General features: G+C 62.5%; 25 protein-coding genes and 2 tRNA genes. 21 read left to right on the forward strand and 6 right to left on the reverse strand.

The window, feature by feature from the left end:
* The first annotated feature begins 251 nt into the window (after positions 1-251).
* The 11 genes from K32_RS24385 to K32_RS24435 all read left to right on the forward strand — a co-directional run bounded on the left by K32_RS24385 (position 252) and on the right by K32_RS24435 (position 6,801).
* On the forward strand, positions 252-446 hold the full coding sequence (locus tag K32_RS24385; protein ID WP_201401961.1) for a hypothetical protein: 195 nt from the start codon (positions 252-254) through the stop codon (positions 444-446).
* A 79-nt stretch (positions 447-525) separates the two neighbouring features.
* Positions 526-888, forward strand: a complete 363-nt coding sequence (locus tag K32_RS24390) for a hypothetical protein (RefSeq protein ID WP_201401962.1) — start codon at positions 526-528, stop codon at positions 886-888.
* A 170-nt stretch (positions 889-1,058) separates the two neighbouring features.
* Entirely contained in the window at positions 1,059-1,598 is a 540-nt protein-coding gene (locus K32_RS24395; RefSeq protein ID WP_210342762.1) for a hypothetical protein, read from the forward strand.
* Entirely contained in the window at positions 1,595-1,807 is a 213-nt protein-coding gene (locus tag K32_RS24400) for a hypothetical protein (protein WP_201401964.1), read from the forward strand. The genes K32_RS24395 and K32_RS24400 overlap by 4 nt, the downstream gene beginning before the upstream one ends.
* Positions 1,804-2,076, forward strand: a complete 273-nt coding sequence (locus tag K32_RS24405; protein WP_201401965.1) for a hypothetical protein — start codon at positions 1,804-1,806, stop codon at positions 2,074-2,076. Before K32_RS24400 ends, K32_RS24405 begins: the two co-directional genes overlap by 4 nt.
* On the forward strand, positions 2,066-2,320 hold the full coding sequence (locus K32_RS24410) for a hypothetical protein (RefSeq protein ID WP_201401966.1): 255 nt from the start codon (positions 2,066-2,068) through the stop codon (positions 2,318-2,320). Before K32_RS24405 ends, K32_RS24410 begins: the two co-directional genes overlap by 11 nt.
* Positions 2,320-2,583 (forward strand): hypothetical protein, encoded by a 264-nt coding sequence (locus tag K32_RS24415; protein ID WP_201401967.1) that lies wholly within the window; start codon positions 2,320-2,322, stop codon positions 2,581-2,583. The genes K32_RS24410 and K32_RS24415 overlap by 1 nt, the downstream gene beginning before the upstream one ends.
* 117 nt (positions 2,584-2,700) lie before the next feature.
* Positions 2,701-2,925 carry a hypothetical protein gene (locus K32_RS24420; protein WP_201401968.1) on the forward strand — a complete coding sequence of 75 codons (225 nt, stop codon included), beginning with the start codon at positions 2,701-2,703 and terminating at the stop codon, positions 2,923-2,925.
* A 101-nt stretch (positions 2,926-3,026) separates the two neighbouring features.
* Entirely contained in the window at positions 3,027-3,272 is a 246-nt protein-coding gene (locus K32_RS24425; protein ID WP_201401969.1) for a hypothetical protein, read from the forward strand.
* On the forward strand, positions 3,273-4,097 hold the full coding sequence (locus tag K32_RS24430; protein WP_201401970.1) for an SPFH domain-containing protein: 825 nt from the start codon (positions 3,273-3,275) through the stop codon (positions 4,095-4,097).
* A gap of 88 nt (positions 4,098-4,185) precedes the next feature.
* On the forward strand, positions 4,186-6,801 hold the full coding sequence (locus tag K32_RS24435; protein WP_201401971.1) for a phage terminase large subunit family protein: 2,616 nt from the start codon (positions 4,186-4,188) through the stop codon (positions 6,799-6,801).
* 7 nt (positions 6,802-6,808) lie between these two features.
* Here the strand turns inward: K32_RS24435 and K32_RS24440 are convergent, their stop codons facing one another.
* From K32_RS24440 to dut, 5 genes are all read right to left on the reverse strand, one after another.
* Positions 6,809-6,994, reverse strand: coding sequence for a hypothetical protein (locus tag K32_RS24440; RefSeq protein ID WP_201401972.1), 186 nt, complete (start codon positions 6,992-6,994; stop codon positions 6,809-6,811).
* Positions 6,995-7,194: 200 nt separating this feature from the next.
* A complete protein-coding gene (rdgC, locus tag K32_RS24445) occupies positions 7,195-8,106 on the reverse strand; it encodes a recombination-associated protein RdgC (protein WP_201401973.1) in 912 nt (303 codons plus the stop codon).
* A 57-nt stretch (positions 8,107-8,163) separates the two neighbouring features.
* Complete coding sequence (locus K32_RS24450) at positions 8,164-8,757, reverse strand: hypothetical protein (RefSeq protein WP_201401974.1); 594 nt, start codon at positions 8,755-8,757, stop codon at positions 8,164-8,166.
* Positions 8,758-8,979: 222 nt separating this feature from the next.
* Positions 8,980-9,055: transfer RNA gene (locus K32_RS24455), tRNA-Thr, on the reverse strand.
* A 115-nt stretch (positions 9,056-9,170) separates the two neighbouring features.
* The gene (gene dut / locus K32_RS24460) at positions 9,171-9,614 is read right to left on the reverse strand and encodes a dUTP diphosphatase (RefSeq protein WP_201401975.1); all 444 of its coding nucleotides are present in this window, start codon (positions 9,612-9,614) and stop codon (positions 9,171-9,173) included.
* A gap of 317 nt (positions 9,615-9,931) precedes the next feature.
* On the opposite strand from dut, the gene K32_RS24465 reads away from it, so the two are divergent.
* The 4 genes from K32_RS24465 (at position 9,932) to K32_RS24480 (ending at position 13,600) form a co-directional block, all read left to right on the forward strand.
* Positions 9,932-11,545, forward strand: a complete 1,614-nt coding sequence (locus K32_RS24465; protein WP_201401976.1) for a phage portal protein — start codon at positions 9,932-9,934, stop codon at positions 11,543-11,545.
* 241 nt (positions 11,546-11,786) lie between these two features.
* Complete coding sequence (locus K32_RS24470; RefSeq protein WP_201401977.1) at positions 11,787-12,932, forward strand: hypothetical protein; 1,146 nt, start codon at positions 11,787-11,789, stop codon at positions 12,930-12,932.
* Positions 12,929-13,123 (forward strand): hypothetical protein, encoded by a 195-nt coding sequence (locus tag K32_RS24475; protein ID WP_201401978.1) that lies wholly within the window; start codon positions 12,929-12,931, stop codon positions 13,121-13,123. The genes K32_RS24470 and K32_RS24475 overlap by 4 nt, the downstream gene beginning before the upstream one ends.
* 400 nt (positions 13,124-13,523) lie before the next feature.
* Positions 13,524-13,600, forward strand: a tRNA-Asp gene (locus K32_RS24480).
* 730 nt (positions 13,601-14,330) lie between these two features.
* On the opposite strand, the gene K32_RS24485 is transcribed toward K32_RS24480, so the two are convergent.
* Positions 14,331-14,582, reverse strand: a complete 252-nt coding sequence (locus K32_RS24485; RefSeq protein ID WP_201401979.1) for a hypothetical protein — start codon at positions 14,580-14,582, stop codon at positions 14,331-14,333.
* Positions 14,583-14,846: 264 nt separating this feature from the next.
* On the opposite strand from K32_RS24485, the gene K32_RS24490 reads away from it, so the two are divergent.
* Genes K32_RS24490 through K32_RS24515 form a run of 6 tightly spaced genes read left to right on the forward strand, consistent with a single transcriptional unit; the run spans position 14,847 to position 19,592 of the window.
* Positions 14,847-15,725 carry a hypothetical protein gene (locus tag K32_RS24490; protein WP_201401980.1) on the forward strand — a complete coding sequence of 293 codons (879 nt, stop codon included), beginning with the start codon at positions 14,847-14,849 and terminating at the stop codon, positions 15,723-15,725.
* A gap of 14 nt (positions 15,726-15,739) precedes the next feature.
* On the forward strand, positions 15,740-16,324 hold the full coding sequence (locus K32_RS24495) for a hypothetical protein (protein ID WP_201401981.1): 585 nt from the start codon (positions 15,740-15,742) through the stop codon (positions 16,322-16,324).
* Positions 16,325-16,349: 25 nt separating this feature from the next.
* A complete protein-coding gene (locus tag K32_RS24500) occupies positions 16,350-17,804 on the forward strand; it encodes a hypothetical protein (RefSeq protein WP_201401982.1) in 1,455 nt (484 codons plus the stop codon).
* Between the two features lie 57 nt (positions 17,805-17,861).
* Complete coding sequence (locus K32_RS24505) at positions 17,862-18,296, forward strand: hypothetical protein (RefSeq protein ID WP_201401983.1); 435 nt, start codon at positions 17,862-17,864, stop codon at positions 18,294-18,296.
* Positions 18,297-18,305: 9 nt separating this feature from the next.
* A complete protein-coding gene (locus K32_RS24510; protein WP_201401984.1) occupies positions 18,306-18,452 on the forward strand; it encodes a hypothetical protein in 147 nt (48 codons plus the stop codon).
* A gap of 57 nt (positions 18,453-18,509) precedes the next feature.
* Positions 18,510-19,592 carry a hypothetical protein gene (locus K32_RS24515; protein ID WP_201401985.1) on the forward strand — a complete coding sequence of 361 codons (1,083 nt, stop codon included), beginning with the start codon at positions 18,510-18,512 and terminating at the stop codon, positions 19,590-19,592.

Genomic DNA, 19,592 nt, shown 5'->3' on the forward strand with positions numbered 1-19,592 from the left:
TGGCGGGAGAACAACAAAGATCGCATAGCCAAGCAGCGCCGAGAGCATTACGAATCCAACAGGGAGCGTATCCTTGACCTGAGCAGAAAGCACAGGCTTAGGAACAGCGCAGCGGTAGTGGCCAGGGTGGCGAAGTGGCGGAAGGATAACCCGGAGAAGAAGCGGGCTCTGCACGCAAAGCGCAGGGCAGGTAAATTGCGACCATTCCCTCATGGTTTGGAGCGCTAGACGAATTCGTCTGGCAGGATGCCATGCACCTTGCCCGCATACGCCGAGAAGTGACCGGCATCGAATGGGCGGTCGATCACGCTATACCATTGGCAGCTCGCCATGCCTGCGGGCTTCACGTCGCCTCGAACTGCCAGGTGATCCCTTCCTACCTGAACAACCGCAAGCACAACAAGCTGATCATGACCGAACCGTTCGATTGGATCAGGTTCATCTAAAGTATTCATAAATAATCATAGCGCCGCTTGCGCGGTTGTTCAAATTTGATATACGCTAGCCCCATCGTCAACAAAACGAATGGGGTTTCTGCGTATGTGGCTATGTTTAAACAATGCTTTCCTTTCCATCGTCGAGCCGTCTGCTGGCAGCGATAAGCTGCGTGTTCGCGCCCGCCGCAAGGGCGACATCGAGCGCGTCTTCGCCAATGCCAAGGTCGAGCGCACTACTGGCCGTGACTACCTGTATCGCGCAGAGCTGCCGCGCGATCAGGTGGCTCGCGTAGTCTCCCAGCACGTCGCCGGCATCGACTACAACAACTTCAAGGACAGCGTTGCCGACAAGAAGCTGCACGATGCCTACGCACGCTTCTGGAGCATCATGTCCAACCTGCAGGAGATCCGCCCGTACAGCCGCGACAACGGCCGAGGGGAGCTGCTGTGAATGCTGTCGTTGGCCAGGTGACTGGCGAGATCGTCGAGGACGTGGTGATCCTTTCTGCCACTCGCCTGTAGTGCTTGCTCATATCTGAGCAACACAGGTACAATTCAGCCAACTACAACAGAAGCCGGGCGTGGCCCGGCAAGGGAAGGAAGGTGTTTTTAGTAGAATTGTTGGCGCGTAAACTCACGCAGTGGGCGGATACAACTGTCTGCTATGTGCAGGATAGTGATTGCCATTGCTGGCCATTGCTCGGCGAAGGTGTGCGATACTGCGAAGACGAGTGGGATGTAACTGACAGCGATGGCATTAGTCTCATGGATCTCAGTTTCGATGCCGGGACGGTACGTCCTGGCTATCTCGCCGAAGACCACGCCACCGCCATCGTCACCCGCTCTCAGTGGCAGGCCGAGCGCGAGCGGCTTGGGCTGGCGGCCGGCAAGAGCTTCGTCGAAGCCGAGCGAGACACCTGGGAGCGCCGCGCCTGCGACGAGGCCACCCGTGTGGTCGAGTTGACGGCGCAGCGGGACGAGTTGCTGGCGGCGCTGGAACTGCTTTGGAAAGTAGCGCTGCCTGTCTCGAACGTCGCACACAACCTCGGACAGCACGACGAGCAGTGGAGCGACAGCATCTATCCTGGCATCCAGGCGCTGGACAATGCTCGAAACCAGGCTGCTGAGGCCATCGCCCGCGCCAAAGGCGGTGCAGCATGATCATCTTCCAGATCATCGGCCTGCTTATTGTCAGCGGCGCGCTCTTCTGGGTCGCCATGTTCGGGCTCGCGTGTGCGGCCTTCCACAACATTGGCGGGAATGGTTCGTGGAAGACGGTCGCAGCAGGCCTGCTCGCCTGCGCGGCGGGCATCTACGGCATCTGCTTTATCTGGGCGAAATATTCGCCGCTGACCGTGGGGGTGGCATGAGCACTTCACGCATCGACAGCATCCGCTACAGCTCCAGCCCTGCGCGCAAGAAGCCCCAGGCCGGCGACGAGCGCTTCCTGAAGGGGCGCCAGGTCACGCAGATCAGGCAGCAGCGCATGCACACCTACGCCGGTGGCGGCATGGCCGGGCTGGTCAGCAATGGCCGGCCGCTGTGGGAGTTGGTCGACAAGGGCAGCGAGTGCGATCGCACGTCCGAGGCGTGGAAGGCCAAGCGTGCGGCTGAGTGGGGTGTTCACGATGCTGACTGAAGAGCAGAAGGAAGAACGCCGACGGCTCGCACGTTTGGCCGCCGAGAACGCCCAGAGGGTTCTGAAGCACGGCGACCGCCTGCGCGTCACCAAGTGCCCTGGCACGAAACGATGGATCACCTTCGAGTGCTGGAGTGGCCAGTGGATGGTATCGAAGTCAGGCATCGACGACTATCACCCGATCAACGTCGACCGCCTGAACGGTGCGCCTGTAGACTTCACGCAAGAGCGGGGTGGCGAGTGATGGCATGCCAGCACCACAACTTCCATGCCAGCGTGCGCGTGGCGCGCCTGGAGGACGTTGGTCGCTTCACGGCCGAGATCCGCATCACATGCAGCGACTGTGGTGTGCCGATGCAGTTTATGGGCCTTCAGCCTGGCTACAACGCCGACGGCGCCACCGTCAGCCTGGATGGACTGGAGGCCAACATCGGCATCCATCCGCGTGGCCAGCGGCCGAATCCGCTGCAGGAGCTGATGGGTTACACCCTGCGCCAGCACAACTGACGACCTGATCCCGAATCAGAGCAGCAAACCGCCAGATGCAGCGCAGCACTAGGCATGCGGCATCTGGCATTCAATCTAGGGCGCCGATAGGGCGCAGAACACTCGAGGCCGAAAACGGTGAAAACCTCTCAAGAAAGCTGGATCATCAAAATCAGCCAGAAGGCTGGCACCAGCTTGTGGGTAGGCAACGTGCAAGCTGCTGGCCGGCAGGATGCAAAGCGGGAAGCCATTCGCTTCGTTTCAGAGCACCTGCACCATGACACCAAGATATTGCAGATCGCACGGGGTCATATTCCTGATCCGCAGATCAAGGGCGAGCCGGTTGATTTTGATTCAATCTGACCACCGCGGGCATGGCCACCCGCATCACGCCCGACCAGATCGACGAAGCGCTGGACAAGCTGGCGTAACCACCAACTCCAACAGCCCAGGAGGGCAAATACGTGGCAAACTTCTCACCTGCTGGTATCATCTGGCGGGCAGGCGCAATCATCGCCTACCTGATCTTCAGCTTCATCATTCTGCGCATCGCCGCCCCGGCGCTGGTGAGCGAACCGAGCACCGAGTCCGTCATTGCCGGCTTCGTGCTGGTGATCGCGTGGGTGCTTGTTACCGCATGGGTCATCCTGACCATCCAGGCGCGCAAACTGCGCCACAACAGAAAGGCAAATAACGAGGAAAACCAATAGATGAAACGCATTCTCGCAACCCTGATGCTGTCCGCAGTCGTCCTGCTGTCCGGCTGCTCCAAAGTCCCGGCCGGCTACACCGGCGTAGTCGTCAACATGCTCGGCACCGACAAGGGCGTCTCGCTCAAGGAAGAGCCTGTCGGCTACAAGTGGGTCGGCTGGAACGAGGAGCTGTTCCTGTTCCCTACCTTCAACCAGAACTTCAACATCAACGGCATCAAGGGCCAGGACAAGGACGGCATGGTTGTCGGCCTGCCTCTCGGCGTGACGCTGCGCGCTGCCGAAGGTTCGGCGCCGCTGCTGTTCAAGACCTACCGCAAGAAGATGGACGAGATCATCAACGTCAACGTGCCCCAGGTGGTGCGCGACGCGGTGAACGCTGAATCGTCCAAGGTGACCGCCGAGACCATGTATGGCCCGGGCAAGGAAGAGTTCGTGAAGCGCATCCAGCAGCGCGTTCAAGACCACTTCGCTACTCGCGGCATCGTGATCGAGAACCTGTACCTGAGCGGCCAGATCGACCTGCCGCCGACGGTGGTCCAGTCCCTGAACCGCAAGATCGAAGCCACGCAGAAGGCCCAGCAGCGCGAGAACGAGCTGCGCCAGACCATTGCCGAAGCTGAGAAGGCCAAGGCCGAGGCGGAAGGCATCAAGCAGGCGACCATTCTGCGCGCCGAGGGCGAGGCCCAGGCTCTGAACATCAAGGGTGCGGCCCTGCGCAACAACCCCGGCGTGGTCGAGCTGAACGCTATCGACAAGTGGGACGGCAAGCTGCCGCAGTACATGACCGGCGGGCAGGCGGTTCCGTTCATCAGCGTGAAGTAATCGGGAGGGCGCCGGAAGGCGCCCTGTTGAGCCACCCAAACCCCGCATCTGCGGGGTTTTTCATGCGTCGTGACCACAAAATAAGGCCATGACAGAACCGAAAATTCGCCTCCCGGCACTACACCCAGCACAACGGAAAGCCATCGCCAAAGCCAGCCGCTTCAACGCCATCTGCATGGGCGAACAGGGCGGAAAGACCACGCTCGGCGTCGAGGCCCTGATCATGTCGCCCCGCGGCGCCCTGTCCGGCAGCGCGCCGGTGGCCTGGTTCTCGGCGACCAAGGAGCAGTTGACCGAGGTCAGGCGATCGATCAAGCGCGCGATCAACCCGCTGATCAAGCGCCAAGTGAACGCCAGGCGCATCGAGCTGGTGCACGGCAACACCATCGACTTCTACTCTCTGGACGAGATGCCGAACGCCTTCCCGCAGTACGGCCTGATCGTCGTAGACGACGTCCGGCGCGTGCCGGGCTTCCTGGCCAGCTTCGAGGACATGCTGGTCGAATGCCTGCGGCAGCACGACGGCCAGGGCTGGTTCCTCTCCGATGCCTACGGCAAGCGGAACGACTTCTACCGGCTCTACCAGCGCGGCATGAGCGACCCGGACTGGTCATGCTGGCAGTTCCCCTCCGACTGCAACCCGCACCTGTCCGAGGAGCTGCGGCGCGAGATGCAGGAGGTGAGCGAGCAGGAGTACCAGCAGCGGTTCCAGGCCGAGTTCCTTGACGTGGCCATCGAGCTCACGGCCGCGCAGCGCGTGATCGGCAAGAACGAGACCTTCCGCCAGTGGTGCGAGCGCCTGGCGAAGGACGGCCTGAAGGTGGACGGCAAGCCGTTCAAACTGGACGATCGCCCGGCCATGGCCTGGATCTACGACCAGGTGCCGAGCAACGCCGACGACGCATACCGCCTGGTACTGGTGCTGATGAAGTGCGCCCAGGTGGGCTTCACGGTCATGGAGATGCTGGCCACGGTCTACCTGGGCCTGAAATTCGGGCCGGCCACGGTCGGCATGTTCCTGCCCGACGCCAAACTGGCCGACATCAAGTCGTCCAAGCGCTTCATGCCGGTGGTGCGCACCATCCCGTCAGTGCACAAGCTGATGACGATGGAGTCGGCCGACGGCAGCGGGAAGAAGGCCGGCGAGGGCAACGTGCGGGTGCGCCAGATCGGCGAGGCCATGTTCGTGTTCAGCTGGACGACCGGCCGGGCCACCACCGAGTCGATCCCGATGGACATCCTGTCCTACGACGAAGTGCAGGAAATGACCCTCGAGCAGATGGAGAAGACGCAGGAGCGTCTGTCCGCCTCCGACATCCGTTTCACTCTGATGGGCTCGACCGCCAACTGGCCAGACGCGGACATCCACCACTGGTACAAGCGCGGCAGCCAGCACCGCTTCCACACCGAGTGCCCGACCTGCGGGGTCAAGAAGGCGCTCGACGAGTATTTCCCTGACTGCATCAAGTTCGACAAGGAGAGCGGCCTTTACCGGTACTGCTGCCCGGACGGCCACTGGCTGGATGACACCCAGCGCGGCGAGTGGATCGCCGACAACCCGGACGCGGACAAGCCGGTCGACCTGTCGGTGGAGAAGCGGAACCGCCCGCTGCGCATTCGCTCGATCCACTTCCCGCAGTTCCTGTCGCCGACGATCAGCGCGGAAGAGATCATCTTCGCGTACAACAACGCGACGGACATGAAGAACTTCTACAACCGGAAGCTGGGCAAGCCCTACCTCGACCCGTCGCAGGTTCCGGTCACCCTGGAGCACCTGGCGAACTGCGAGAAGGCCGGCCTTGCCGCTGGCGTGAAGTGGAAGTCGCGCGCCACCGGCACCTTCATGGGCATCGACCAGATGGGCAACTTCAACGTCCACGTCATCAAGGAGCGGCTGCCGGACGGACGCCAGGCCGTCATCCACGTGGAGGAGACCTACAGCGCCGACCCGTTCATGCGCTCGTCCGAGCTCATGGAGCTGTACGGCGTCGCGGTGTGCGTGGTCGAGATCAACCCCAACTACAACGACGCCAAGAAATTCGCCCACCGGCACCCGGGCAAGGTCTTCATCTGCGACAGCTTCGGCTCGGTCAGGGAAGGCATGATCCAGTGGGGCGATGGGCCGAGGATGGACGCCTCCGATCGCCGGACAGACGAAGAGGCCCAGGATCGCTACACCCTGCGGATGGATCAGTACAAGTGCATGCAGGTGAGCATGTCGCGGTTCACCACCGACGTTCCGTCGTGCGTGTTCCCTGATCGCCAGGGGCTGGCGCAGGAGGTTCTGGAGAAGGGCAAGCGCTTCGTCACGGCGATCCTACCGCGTGTCTTCCACCACTTCACCAAGACGGCCCTGGTGGCCGAGAAGGACGAGGAGACCAACCAGTACACGCGGCGGGTCAAGAAGATCGGTATCGACCCGCACTTCAGCTACGCCAACATGCTCTGCGACGTGGCCTGGGCGCGCGCGCACGGCACGAGCACGTTCATTCTGCCGCAGTCAGAGCAGCCGAGGACGTCGGAGATGGGCGGCGCTGTCGTGCCGCGCCAATTGGCCGAGGTGCGGGAGCAGCTTGAGAGCGTGCAAGGCGACGTTTGCGGCCGCTGCATCAGCTACAGCGATGACACGCGCCGCTGCAGCGAGAACGAGTGCACGGTGAGAGCTGCAGATCCAGGCTGCTGGGCCTTCATTGCGAGGGGGTGACGCCGCACTATTCCGTGCGGCGACCCCAGATCAGCTCTGCCGCTGCAGCGGCGGCGAACAGCGCCATGCTCAGCAGGTAGTAGCTGTTCATCGCCATCGTGCCGGTGCCGGCGATGGCTGAGTCCTGGGAGACGTTCTTGAATACGCCGAAGCAGAGGACGATGGCGGCCAGGGTGAAGATGAACTTGCTCATGATTGCTCCTTTGCTCCGGGCGTAGCTTATTTGCCGGTGGTTGTCGATGCTGCGGCCAGCGGCTCGGCCTTCTTGTGGTCAGCCAGCTGCTGGCGCTCCATCTCCGGCCAAGCCTGCCGGCGGCGAGTGGCCGCGCGGGATTGTGTCAGTCGTCGCATGAGGTTTCCTTGGTGGTGGCCCGGCCGAAGCCGGGCACGTGGTCAGGCCGAGGCCTGTTCGCCGTCTTCTTCGGGCTGGTAGCCCAGCAGGTTGCAGAGCTCATTGAGCGCGCTGGTGAACTGCAGCGTTTGGACGGATGCGTCGTGCTGCCAGGCAGCGACAGCATCCAGCGCGTCGTCATCGCTCTCGACGTCATCGAAGCGCACCGCCTTGAAGTGGAAGTCGCTGGTCAGCTTGAACTCGACGTCGTTGTACTCCAGCGCCAGGCGCTCGACCTGGAAGCCTTTGTCGATAGCCTCGATCAGGCCCTGGCTGGCGGTATCCAGATTGCTCAGGCTGTAGGAGACCTTCTGGCCGCCATTCTTCAGTGCGACGGTGGTTCCGACCACGAAGCCCTCGAAGGCGCCGCCGTCCACCAGGTGCTTTTTCAGGCGGGTGGTGAGGCCATTCTTGATGTCGCTGATATTGATCGTGGTGGTTTTCACGCTGCCGACCACATGAATCAGGTAGTGCACCAGCGTGTTGGCGAGGCTCTTGCTGCCGGTGGCGACGATCAGCATCTGGTCATTGGTACGATAGAAGGCCGGGATGATCGCGGTCTTGACCAGCGCGGTTTTCGCCAGCTCGACGTGCACCTGCTCGTAGATGGCGATGCGCTCGATCTTTTTCATGCGGCCGCCGTTACGCTCCTCGATAGCTGCGATGCGTTCGGCCGCCTTTGCCTTCACGATAGCCTTCGGCAGGATCTTCTCGTCGTAGCGCAGGTGGAATGCGAAGCCGCCATTGAACTCGGTGACCAGCTCATTGCTGATCTTGTTCGGCACGAAGCTGGGGCGGGACAGCATGGTCTCGCCGATGGGTGCATAGGGCAGCTCGGCGAGGTGCTTGGCGAGCTGAGCTGCGGTCGGGAGCTCAGCCTTGTAGACGATGGCGTTGGGGATGATCTTGTGCATGTTCCTTTCCTTCTTGAGTGGGTGCCGGCCAACCGGGCCGGCTTCGGGGTGGGTGGCTTACTCTTCCTCGTCTTCCTTGGGTTCGAGGATCGCCAGGAACTCTTCCTCAGTGGGAAGCGCATCGAGCTGGAAGGTGTGCCAGTGCTTGATCGGCGTGTACTTCTCGCCGCGATGCTGCTGGTCTGCCTTGCCTGCCAGGAATGCGAAGCGCTCGCCCTCGGCCAGCGGTTCTTGGTTGAAGCCCCGGAAGACCTCGAAGGTGCCCTTGTCGAGGTCGATCACGTAGGCGAATTCGCAGAAGAGCGAGTCAGCGGCGAAAGTGAGACTGTCGAGCAGGCTGATGCCGCCGGTATCAGCCTGGCTGATGATGTTCAGGATGTCAGCGCCACGGTCACGGCTCAGGTGGCCATACTTCTTGCCTTCGCCCATCAGTCCGCTGTCGTCGCGCAGTTCGGCATTGATAGCGTCACACTGCTCTTGGGTGAGGTAGCTGATGGCAGCCACTTTCTCAGTGAACTGCGGCTTGTCCATGCCGCGCAGGAAGCGCAGCGCGGTCAGGCCCTGGCCGCTCGGGTAGCCGTCCCATTGCCCGTACTGGGCGACCTTGTATTCACCGCCGAGCACAACACACGTCAGATTTCGAGTTCCCATTTTCCTTTCCTGCTTGAGTAGTAGTTGGATTATTGGCCGCAAATCTGCGACCTGCTCAAATAATACTTTATCAAATTTAAGCATTGCAAGTGTTTAAACAAAGAAAAACCCTCCACTAGGGAGGGTTCTTCTTGGCCTGATCGCCCAGGCGGCCAACCTGTAACCCGCCAGCGTCCGCTCCTGCGTCGGCTGGTGGCGCCCCGTGTCGTGTTTGCGGGGATCTGGTGCCGGCAGCAGGTCTCGAACCCACGGCCTCGTCCTTACAAGGGACTTGCTCTGCCAACTGAGCTATGCCGGCGAATGCCGGTTACTGCGTCCGGCGCCCTTCTGCTGGCCGTAGGCCATGGGCAGTGACCTCATGGAAGAGGTGAGCGGCAAGTATATCGAAGCAAAAAAGGCTACGGCAACCCCTTTTAATTGCCGGTCGAGCCGAAGCCGCCGGCGCCGCGCTCGGTGCTGGACAGTTCGTCAGCCTCGACGAGCTGCACCATCGGAATTGGCAGGATCATGGCCTGGGCGATGCGGTCGCCGTCGCGCAGCTTGGCGCAGCGGTGATCGCCGGAGGCGTCGAAGCGCAGGGCCACCTTCAGCTCTCCGCGATAGTCGCTGTCGATCACGCCAACGCAGTTCGACAGGCGAGTTGCCTCCTTGAAGCCGTGACCGCTACGGCTGAAGACCAGCATGACGTAGCCGAACGGAATCTCGAAGGCGAGGCCGGTGGAGAAGATCCAGCCGTGCTGATCCTTCGGGTGCGGTACCCCATCACCCAAGGCCACCAGGTCGAAGCACGCGGCGCCAGTTGTGGCGTGATGCGGCAGAACTGCCGACTCGTGCAGCTTTTTCACTTTGACTTGCAAAATCCTTTCCTCTTGCTGGTGATGTCATGCCGCTTGCTTGCGGCGGTTTGCTTGCTGTTGTGCCCGGCACGCCCGGCATTCGTTGTGGTAGTGGCCGCGACTGTGGATGAAGCTGTAGAACTCGTCAGTCTGCGGCCACCACTCTTGGCAGCGGCTGCAAGATTTCTCAGTCTCGCCGTCTACTTTGCGAACAACAGGGCGCCCGGCGTAGTACCGAACGATCATGTGTTGCTGTCCTATTGTTGGGCTCACGAGTAATGTTACTCAAAAAAGCTTGAGAAGCACAACGCCGGTTGTCGTGATGGCATCCTTTCGCCATGACCGACAATGCCATCGAAGTAGCTCACAACCCCGCAGCGCCTGCCGACGAGCAGCGCGATGCCATGCGCGTTGCGCAGCAGGCAGCGATGCCGTCCAGCGTGCCCGACACCATGGAGCTGGTGCGCTACGTCGCCGAGCAGTTCGAGGCGCAGCAGTTCGAGAAGGCGTTCACCAAGCCGAACGTGATCCCGTTCCCGAGCCGGGCCGTGCGCGAGAAGGCGCCAGGCATGCAGTCCGTCTGGATCGACGAGCAGCGCGTGCAGGTGATGGGCGACTGGGTGGAGCGACCCAGCAACTTCAGCTTCGACATGATGCGCACCATGGTCGACCAGACGCCGGTGCTGTCGGCCGTCATGCTGACGCGCCAGCGCCAGGTGCGCCGCTTCTGCCGCGCGCAGGCTGGCGGCAAGGGGCCTGGCTTCCAGATCAAGCTCAAGGATGAAACCCTGAAGCTCGGCAAGGATGAAGCGCAGTCGATCCAGCTGCTCGAAGGCTTCTTCACGAACTGCGGCTGGGAGTCGAACCCGCGCCAGCGCGCCAGGCTCAAGCGTGACAACTTCTCGAACTTCATGAGCAAGTTGGTGCGCGACACCCTGACGATGGACAGCGCCGCCATCGAGACCGAGTACAAGCGCGACCGCTCTCGAGGCCTGGACGGCCTGTACGCCGTGGACGGCGCCACGATCCGGCTGTGCACCGAGGTCGGCTACCGCGGCGACGACGAGATTTTCGCGCTGCAGGTGGTCGAGGGCATGATCCGCTCGGCCTACACCTACAACGACCTGATCTATGTGCCCCGCAACCCGCGCAGCGACGTGTTGTCTGCCGGCTACGGCATGGCCGAGACAGAGCTGCTGGTGCGTGTGGTGACCGGCTACCTCAACGCCTTCACCTACAACACGAAGTATTTCGACAGCAATGCCATCCCCAAGGGGCTCCTGCACCTGGCCGGCGACTACGGCCAGGACGACCTGAATGCGTTCCGGCGCTACTGGAACAGCATGATCAAGGGCATCAACAATGCCTGGTCGCTGCCGATCATGGTGTCGAAGAACGGCGAGTCGAAAGCCCAGTTCGAGCGCCTGAACGCCGACGTCGACGAGATCATGTTCGCCAAGTGGATGACGTTTCTCACGAGCATCATCTGCGCGATCTACGGCATGGCGCCGGACGAAATCAACTTCGAGTCCTTCACGGCCGGCACGTCGAGCCTGTCCGGCAGCGACACCGAAGAGAAGCTGATCAACTCGAAGGACAAGGGCCTTCGCCCGCTGCTGGCGTACTTCGAGGATCTGTTCAGCGACTACGTCGTCGCGGAGTTCGGCGACAAATACTGCTTCCGCTGGACTGGCCTGGACGACGTCACGCCGGCGCAGGCCTGGGAAGAAGAGAAGGCGCTGAGCACCCTGAACGAAGCTCGCAAGGCGCGCGGTTGGGACGAGATCAAGGAAGACTGGGGTAACGCACCCCTGAACCCGAACCTCATGGGCGCCTACATGCAGGCGAACCAGCCGCAGGGCGACGAGCCGGATGGCGGCCAGCCTGGTGGCGATGGCGACGACGATCTGGCAAAATCCTTCGGTCTGCCGGTGCTCAGGGTCGAGCCTTGAGCCGGTAGCGCACAGAACCATGCCCACGACACCCTGACGCCTGACAGGGGCTGGCCGGGGCTAAACGGCCAGGTCTTTCCGCCACGCGCGGCTCGTGGTCTGATTGGTGGCGACACCAGTCGGCAGGCACAGCTGAGAGCGCAGCCCTGAGCCGGCACGGATGCCGGTAGCCGTATCGGGGAAGTCCTTGCCCTGGGCAACCAGGGCGGGGCACCACCCGCCACGCAGAACCGGAAATCCCATGAATCTCTTGGTCGACCTCTACCCGCTCAGCCAAGCCGCCACCGACGACGCGCTCGAGTACATCTACAAGTCCACCCATGACCACGATGCCGGCATCTGGCAGCCGCACGAGTCGGTGCTGATCCGTCGCCTGATCGAGCTGTTCACGCAGCGCGGCCTCGACCGCCTGGCGCACGTCAAGGAGCAGATCCTTGCCTGGGAGACCGGTGCCAACCACAAGGCCGGCGCAGCGCATCCCGTGACGCCGCCTGGCATGATGGAGCGTTGGAGCGACGCCGAGCTTGGCCTGGTGCGCCTGTATCTGGAGAGCCTGCCGCCGGCGCAGTGGTCGCTCGACGACCACATGATGGCGGTGGACTACGTGGTGCAGCGCTACCTGCCGGCCGACGTGTTGAAGACCGAGGCCGAGTGGCTGGCCACGCGGGCCGGCATGATGGGCAAGGTGCAGGCGAACATGACCGCTGCTGCGAGCCCTGCTGCCGCCGACAAGATCCTGGCCGCGCTGCCCAGCACGGTGGCGCAGGCGGCCACCCAGTTCAGCCTCGGCGCGCAGCAGAAGGCCGTGCTGGAGTTCGCCCGGGTCAGGACTGCCGAGAACGTGCGTGCCCTGACCGAGACTGTTCGGCACCGCATGCGCGGCGTGATCGTGCAGCACCTGCAGGACGAGCAGACCAAGGCGGCCGGTACTCCCGGCCAGGCCCTGCAAAGCAAGCTGTTCGATGAGTTCGCCACCCTGAACCGCGACTGGCGCCGCATCGCTGTGACCGAGGCCGGCGAGGCCCAGACGCAGGGGTTCATCGCCAGCCTGGAGCCTGGCACCAAGGTCAAGCGCGTCGAGGTCTATGCGACGGCCTGCGGCTTCTGCAAGAAGATCGACGGCGTGGTGGCCACTGTGGTGTCGCCAGACCATCCTGACAAAGACCCTGACACGATGATCTGGGTCGGCAAGAACAACATCGGCCGGTCGGCCTCGCCGATGAAGCGCGTCGGCGGCGTGCTGGTACCGCGCGAGCGGCACGAGCGCTACTGGTTGCCCGCGGGGCTATCTCACCCCCACTGCAGAGGAAGATGGGTTCCTGTCATCGAGGATCACCCCGGCGACGACCCTGAATTCGGAAACTGGCTACGGGAGATACTGGCATGAGACAGGTGCTGATTGCGGGCTTCATTTCCTTGGCTGCAGCGTGCCAGCCGGCCCTGGCCAGTCAGTGCTACACACTGCCCGGCGACGCCAAGGTCATCTGCCTGGCGTTCGAGCGGAAGGATCGCAGCATGTGCTACGCCGTGCAGGACAGCGCCGAGCGGGCCAAGTGCTTGGCATTTGTCGGCAAATAGGTGTTGCGTTCCTTTTTTGTTCTTTGGTAGGATTCTTTCCGTGGTGAATGCGCAGGCTGATGCGCAAGCCAAGACTCGCTGGCGAGCTACTGAGTCCTATATGAGTTAGGCCGCCAAGCCGGATACTGGCACCGGCCACCACAAGACAGCACGGAATAGACGGCCCCAGCGCAAGCTCATGGGTGAACGAGTGGTTCGGATGCAACGCCGATGACGGTTGAAAAGCTGTCCGCTGGCCCGGCGTAATGGGCAAGAACACCGAGAGAGGCGGGCCGCAGCACTTCGCCTGGGAAACCAGTCGATAGAGGTCTTACCTGATGCTGAAGACTGCTAGGCAGATGGCGTGCCGGTTGATTAAAGCCGGGGCTGGTGACGAACGAGAAACCCAGCAACAGATTTAGACGCTGTAGCTCAGCTGGTTAGAGCACCTGCCTGTCACGCAGGGGGTCACGGGTTCGAGTCCCGTCAGTGTCGCCATATCCGACCGGGGTTAGCCGGCTCCTCGACGCCGTTGGGACAATGACGGTTATGCCTGCCAGTGCATAAGAACTGGCCCGATCACCTCGGAAGAGGGTGCATCGGAGAACAACATGCCTGCGACGGCAGGAAACGACCCGAACAAGGTATGCGGATTTCACGCGGGATCGCCCCGCTGGGTAAATGCTGTTCTCCGATGCATGAGTAGGCCCGAACGGTAGTAGGGCGTGACGTGAAGCGGGGATCGTGACCCCAAGGAGAGTCGGTTCGAGTCCGGCCGTCGCATGGTCAGCAATAACGTCACCTGGGGATCAAGGCGACCCCATGTATCCCGATCACCTGGCCTGGAGGGCTAGGCTGCATCGGACTTGAACCGGGCCAGTTCTGGACGGGATGCAACACGGTAGGCGCGACGCTGCGTAGGCCTGGGCCAGGGCAGCCTCTCCGACCAATATCCGTGCCGGGGTTCGAATCCTCCATGCGTGGGGGCTGTAGGGCGGACGCGCCCGACCCGGTTCAAGTCCGATGCAGAAGAGCATGACGCCGCGAAGTGCGGCCAGGCGCAGCGGCTTAGGCGACCGGTCATCTGCATCAACCGCTCCCATTGGCGGTATATCCAGTGGGCATCGGTAGATTCACTGCTGTGCGCCAATGGCGCTCTGCAGATGGGAAGAGCTAGGTTGTTTCGCTAACAACCGAACACACGGGGATTGCGACCTCCGGTCAAGCTCTACACAGTGGATCTACCGATGCAGTGAATGCGCAGGCTGATGCGCACGTAAGCATGGCGCCGTTCCTCTTTCGGCTTGAGACCACCATCCTCGAAGTTGACCATGCGCTTGAGTCGAGGAAAGCCGGAGATCAGCGCCGGCCACTGCACCTGAGTTCCGTATGGCACATGCGGTAACGTCGCAAAGTTTGCTGTGATGGCGCGTTTACCGCCGGAGCGCAATGCGATGAATGTGCAGGCCAGTGGCTTCATGCCATTCTTAGAGCGGCTCCCCGACGCTGGCGACAGAGGGGACTTTTTATGCGGGCCAGGTCTCGACTGCGAGGCCGACAGGCTGGGAACGACTCAGGGTGAAACGGACGGCATGCCGTCGCAGTGCATCTCCGGTACAGCCCGCACCACCTGCTGCATCACCTCCCCGGCCATGGATGGTCACCCCGCTTAGCCGCTCTTCGGAGCGGCTTTTTTATGCCCGCCTATCCCCTTCGCGGATGTCGTGACAGCACCATTTGTCACATGAACGACGAGCAGCTGCTAGCCAGCATTCCAGACTTTCTCAGCGTTGACACCATGCTGAAGGCCACGCCATCGGAAGAAGGCGGGGAGCGCTTCATCTACTTCGAGGCCAGCAACGAGGGCATCGACCAGCAGGGCGAGAAGGTACTGTCGAAGGCTCTGAAAGAGAGCGCCGACCATTACCTCAAGTTCGGCAACGTGGACATCGACCACTACACGATCCTCGGTCAGCGCATGGGGCTCGAAAACCCACAGGCTTACGAGATCGGCCGACCTGTCGACGTGACAATCCGCGACAATCGAACCTTCGTGAAGGCCCAGCTGTATCGCGGCAGTGGCCCGCTGGCGCGTAACGCCAACAACGTCTGGGAGTCCATGACCCAGCTCAACCCGCCTGCGCGCTGGTATCCGTCCGTGGGCGGTTCTGTCCTGGCGAAGAGCGTGCAGATCGACCCCGAGACGCAGAGCCGGGTCGCAGTGGTCAGCAAGGTGCGCTGGACAAACGTGGCCCTGAGCCGGACGCCGGTCAACCAGCACCTTCCAGCCGCCGGCACGGTGCCTCTGGCTACCTTCGCTAAATCCCTCGGCGGCTTCGTGATGAAGTCGCTGGAAGCAGGATACGGCAGCGATGTTGCCACCCTGTCTGGCGGCACTGCGCTGCGTCAGCAGTCCCTCGACGGCGTCCCGCAATCCTACTTCGACTTCCGCGAGAGCCTGGCTGGTGCCCTGCGCAAGTCTTCGCTGTCCGACCAGAGCATGAACGGCATGGTCGAGTACAGCTGCCAGAAATTCAGTCTGTCCCACGACGTGGCGACGGAATGGGTGGATCGCTTCCTGAGCGATTTGAAATCTAGTCTATCCCTACGGAGCAAACCATGAGCCAATTCGACGAATTGCTCGCCCAGCTGAACGCTGAGCAGGAAGAGCAATCCACTCTGGCGAAGTCGCTTCCGGCGGAAGGCGGTGAGGACGATCAAGCGATCCAAGCCGCCGCTGCCGATGCCGGCGCCGAACCCGCCAACCCCGAAGACGCCGCCGGCGCCGAACCCGCCCTGGCCAAGTCCATGACTGTTGGCGGCGAGGAAGTCGAGGTCGTCGACGCCGAGCCGCTGATCAAGTCGCTGGCCGACCTGACCGGCCGTGTCGACGAACATGACAGCGTCCTGGCCAAAGGCCTGACCGGCGCTCTCGACCTGATCAAGACCCAGGGCGAGATGATCAAGTCGCTGAGCTCTCGCGTCGAGAAGCTGAGCGGTGAAGGTCGCGGCCGCAAGACCGTGCTCGCCATCACCGAGCGCCCGGCTGCTCTCGAGCAGTTGGCAAAGTCCGAGCAGCAGCAGGTGCACCCCGGCGAGATCCTTGCCAAGGCCCTGAATGCCCAGGCAGCCGGCAAGCTCAGCGGCCAGGACGTTGCTCGCTGCGAAGCGGCGCTCAACGCCGGCTCGACCGTTCCGGCCGACATCCTGTCGCGCCTGTAATCACCCACCCACCGGAGACTCCTAAATGGACTTCCTGAACAACCCGAATACCTCCGGCCTGGCCATTGCCGGTGAGATGGGTAACCAGCAGCTGGCCGAACTGCAGAAGTCCCTGCAGGCCGGTTACGGCAGCGACATGGCAACCCTGGAAGGCGGTTCCGCGCTGCGTATCCAGTCCCTGGACACCACGCTGCAGGCCACCGTGCAGGACAACAAGCACTTCGCCCTGTTCAACCAGCTGCCGAAGCCTCGCGCTACCGCGGTACTGGATGAATGGACGGAGCAGTCGAGCATCGGCGGCTTCCTCGGCGACAGCTTCAACGACCAGGACGGCGCCGCTGCCGAGACCAACGGCCAGTACGACCGCATGGTCGGCAAGGTCAAGTACCTGACCACCTACCGCAAGGTGCCGATCGTTCTGCAACAGCAGAACAACATCAACGACGTCGTCGCGTTGGAAACCATCAACGGCACCAAGCAGCTGCTGTCGAGCATCGAATACACCCTGTTCGAGGGTGACGATGACGTGCTGCCCAAGTCGTTCCCGGGCATCCCCAAGCAGATCGAGGCCCTGGGCAGCTCCGACCACGTGATCGACATGCACGGCAGCTCGCTGGACAGCGCCGACCCGATCATGAAGGCCGCCGAGACCGTGTTCGGCTACGGCAACTTCGGCACCCTGACCGACCTGTACCTGCCGCCGAGCGTGCAATCCGACCTGAACACCAACCTCGACCCGGCCTTCCGTGTCGCGCTGGACAACAGCCCGAACAGCATCAGCTACGGCACCCACGTGCGTGCGATCCGCACCTCCTGGGGCGACATCGCCACTCGCAACGATGTCTTCATCCGCGACGAGAAGATGCAGGTGCCGTTCGAGCTGCGCAACCCGATCCACGCCGCCCAGGCTGTGGCCAACGCCAGCTTCAAGCCGCAGACCCTGGCCGCTGCTGCCGCCGCCGGTGGCGCTGACTCCTACTGGGAAGCCAGCCACGCGGGCGACTACGTGTACTTCGTGACCGGCATCAACCAGAACGGCGAGTCTCAGGCTGTTGGCGTCACCGCCGGTGCCGTTACCGTTGCCGCCGGTCAGGCCGTCACGCTGACCATCACCGCCTCGGCCTCCCAGCAGGAGACCGGCTACGTGATCTATCGTGGTCGCCGCAATGGCACCGCCAACCTGGCCGATGTCCGCGAGATGGTTCGCGTGCCGCGCACCGGCACCAGCACCGTCTACGTCGACAAGAACCGCGAGATCCCGGGCACCACCTGCTCCTACGCGCTGAACCTGTCGCCGACTGATCACGCCATCGCCTGGCGCCAGTACCTGCCGATGATGAAGATCCCGATGGCAGCGGTGAACAGCCCGATCATCCCGTGGCTGCAGATGATCTGCGGTTACCTGCGGATCACCAAGCGCAACCAGCACGTGGTTCTTAAGAACATCGTGCCTCGCGGCGCCACCTGGAAGCCGTTCTAACGACTTCCTCCACGAGAGGCGGCATCCGCCGCCTCTCTTTCATCAAGGGGTATGCACGTGGCGAATATCATTCGTGAAAAAGAAAACTTCCTGCCGCTGATCAACGGCGTGAAGTTCGAGCAGATCGCTCATGGCGTGTCGGTATCGGCCGACGTTCCTGACGATGTTGCGGCGGTGTTCCTGGCTGTGCCTGGTTACCGCGCGGCGACCGAGGACGACCAGGTTCCCCAGCACCTGATCGCAGCGGTCAAGGAGCCGGCCCCGGCAGTTCCGCCGCGAGAGACTGCCGCTCAGCGCAAGGCGCGCGAGAAGGCCGAGGCTGAGGCCAAGGCCAAGGAAGATGCGGCCGCGAAAGCCGCTGAGGACGCTGCCGCTGCCGAGGCCGAAAAAGCCACTGAGGCAGACGCCGAGAAGGCTGCTGCTGAGCAGCAGGGCTCCGAAGAAGGCGCCGCTGGTGCCGTCGACGAGAGCAACGAAGAACAGGTGTTCTAAGGAGGACACATGCCCGAAAAAATCCGCAAGCTCCTGAACAAGCTCAACATCGGCACCAACCAGGTGAAGCTCGGCGACTACATCGCTGCCCTGGAAAAGCGTGTCGCCGAGCTCGAGAAAAAAGCCGCGACACCGCCCGGCGGCGAGAACAGCTGACCGGCGTGATGCAACACTAAAGGCCGCAGCATGCGGCCTTTTTTATGAGAGGAATCTATGGCTACGATCATCGCCGGCAGTCCGGCAGAATTCACGGTGTCGGTGCAGACTGACGGCAAGCCCGTGCCGCTCTCCGGTCAGCTGCAGGCCCGGGTGTTCAGCATGGACGGCAAGCGAGAGCTGATCCAGGCAGTTGACCTGATCGAGGATGATGGCTGGCCGGATGGTGAGGCGCTGATCAGCCTCAGCGAGAGCCAGACCGCAGACCTGGCGCCTGGCGATGCAATGCTGGTGCTGTCCGGGCCGTTCGGTATCAAGCGCTTCCGGCTGATCGTCGAGACCCTTTTCGAGCCGACGCGCACGTCGCTGTTCATCAAGGACATCGTCGTCGAAGAGCTGCGCAACGACCGCCTGATGTCCGCCGCCGCCGGCGTGCTGACCGGCGTGTCTGTCTCCGACGAATACCTCTGGCAGAAGATCCGCGCCGCCGAGTCGGAAATCAGCCACATCCTGCGCGTGCCGCTGGTGCCGACGCACTTCTTCACCAGCAAGCCGACCGCCGAGCAGATCGCGGCGATCGACGGCATGGCCTGGGCTGTTGAGCCGGCCTATGACTACGAGCCGAGCATGTTCTACTTCGAGCGCTGGGGCTACTTCATCACCCGCCAGCGGCCAATCGTCGAGATCAAGCGCATGTGGTTCGCCTACCCGTCGGCGAATGACGGCTGGTTCAACGTGCCGAAGGACTGGATACGCACCGACGACAAGTACGGCCACATCCGGCTTGTGCCGAGTTCGCCGGCGGTGTTCCAGTCCATGAGCACGTTCATGATGACGGCCCTGTCCGGCTCGAGGTCGATCCCGTTCATGATCAACCTCGAGTACGTGGCCGGCCTGACCGACGTTGACACGAACTACCCGGAGCTGCTGGACGCGATCAAGAAGCTCGCCGTGCTCAAGGTGGTGGCCGACGCCTTCCTGCCGCAGAGCGGCAGCATCTCTGCCGACGGGCTGAGCGAGTCCCTGACTGTCGACATGGGCAAATACCACGAGACGGTCGACCGCATCCTCAATGGCGAGCCTGGCAGCAACGGTGGCCTGATGGCCAAGCTGCACGGCGTGCGCATGCTGGTCATGTAA

Source organism: Kaistia sp. 32K, from assembly GCF_016629525.1.
Taxonomy (GTDB): domain Bacteria; phylum Pseudomonadota; class Alphaproteobacteria; order Rhizobiales; family Kaistiaceae; genus Kaistia.

Bases quoted from the DNA above. Each gene is read 5' to 3' on its own strand.
- K32_RS24410 (WP_201401966.1), top strand. From the start codon at position 2,066: ATGCTGACTGAAGAGCAGAAGGAAGAACGCCGACGGCTCGCACGTTTG.
- K32_RS24470 (WP_201401977.1), top strand. From the start codon at position 11,787: ATGAATCTCTTGGTCGACCTCTACCCGCTCAGCCAAGCCGCCACCGAC.
- K32_RS24415 (WP_201401967.1), top strand. From the start codon at position 2,320: ATGGCATGCCAGCACCACAACTTCCATGCCAGCGTGCGCGTGGCGCGC.
- rdgC (WP_201401973.1), bottom strand. From the start codon at position 8,106: ATGCACAAGATCATCCCCAACGCCATCGTCTACAAGGCTGAGCTCCCG.
- K32_RS24490 (WP_201401980.1), top strand. From the start codon at position 14,847: ATGAACGACGAGCAGCTGCTAGCCAGCATTCCAGACTTTCTCAGCGTT.
- K32_RS24515 (WP_201401985.1), top strand. From the start codon at position 18,510: ATGGCTACGATCATCGCCGGCAGTCCGGCAGAATTCACGGTGTCGGTG.
- K32_RS24500 (WP_201401982.1), top strand. From the start codon at position 16,350: ATGGACTTCCTGAACAACCCGAATACCTCCGGCCTGGCCATTGCCGGT.
- K32_RS24510 (WP_201401984.1), top strand. From the start codon at position 18,306: ATGCCCGAAAAAATCCGCAAGCTCCTGAACAAGCTCAACATCGGCACC.
- K32_RS24465 (WP_201401976.1), top strand. From the start codon at position 9,932: ATGACCGACAATGCCATCGAAGTAGCTCACAACCCCGCAGCGCCTGCC.
- K32_RS24405 (WP_201401965.1), top strand. From the start codon at position 1,804: ATGAGCACTTCACGCATCGACAGCATCCGCTACAGCTCCAGCCCTGCG.
- K32_RS24400 (WP_201401964.1), top strand. From the start codon at position 1,595: ATGATCATCTTCCAGATCATCGGCCTGCTTATTGTCAGCGGCGCGCTC.
- K32_RS24390 (WP_201401962.1), top strand. From the start codon at position 526: ATGGGGTTTCTGCGTATGTGGCTATGTTTAAACAATGCTTTCCTTTCC.
- K32_RS24485 (WP_201401979.1), bottom strand. From the start codon at position 14,582: ATGAAGCCACTGGCCTGCACATTCATCGCATTGCGCTCCGGCGGTAAA.
- K32_RS24440 (WP_201401972.1), bottom strand. From the start codon at position 6,994: ATGAGCAAGTTCATCTTCACCCTGGCCGCCATCGTCCTCTGCTTCGGC.
- K32_RS24385 (WP_201401961.1), top strand. From the start codon at position 252: ATGCACCTTGCCCGCATACGCCGAGAAGTGACCGGCATCGAATGGGCG.
- K32_RS24435 (WP_201401971.1), top strand. From the start codon at position 4,186: ATGACAGAACCGAAAATTCGCCTCCCGGCACTACACCCAGCACAACGG.
- K32_RS24475 (WP_201401978.1), top strand. From the start codon at position 12,929: ATGAGACAGGTGCTGATTGCGGGCTTCATTTCCTTGGCTGCAGCGTGC.
- K32_RS24430 (WP_201401970.1), top strand. From the start codon at position 3,273: ATGAAACGCATTCTCGCAACCCTGATGCTGTCCGCAGTCGTCCTGCTG.
- K32_RS24450 (WP_201401974.1), bottom strand. From the start codon at position 8,757: ATGGGAACTCGAAATCTGACGTGTGTTGTGCTCGGCGGTGAATACAAG.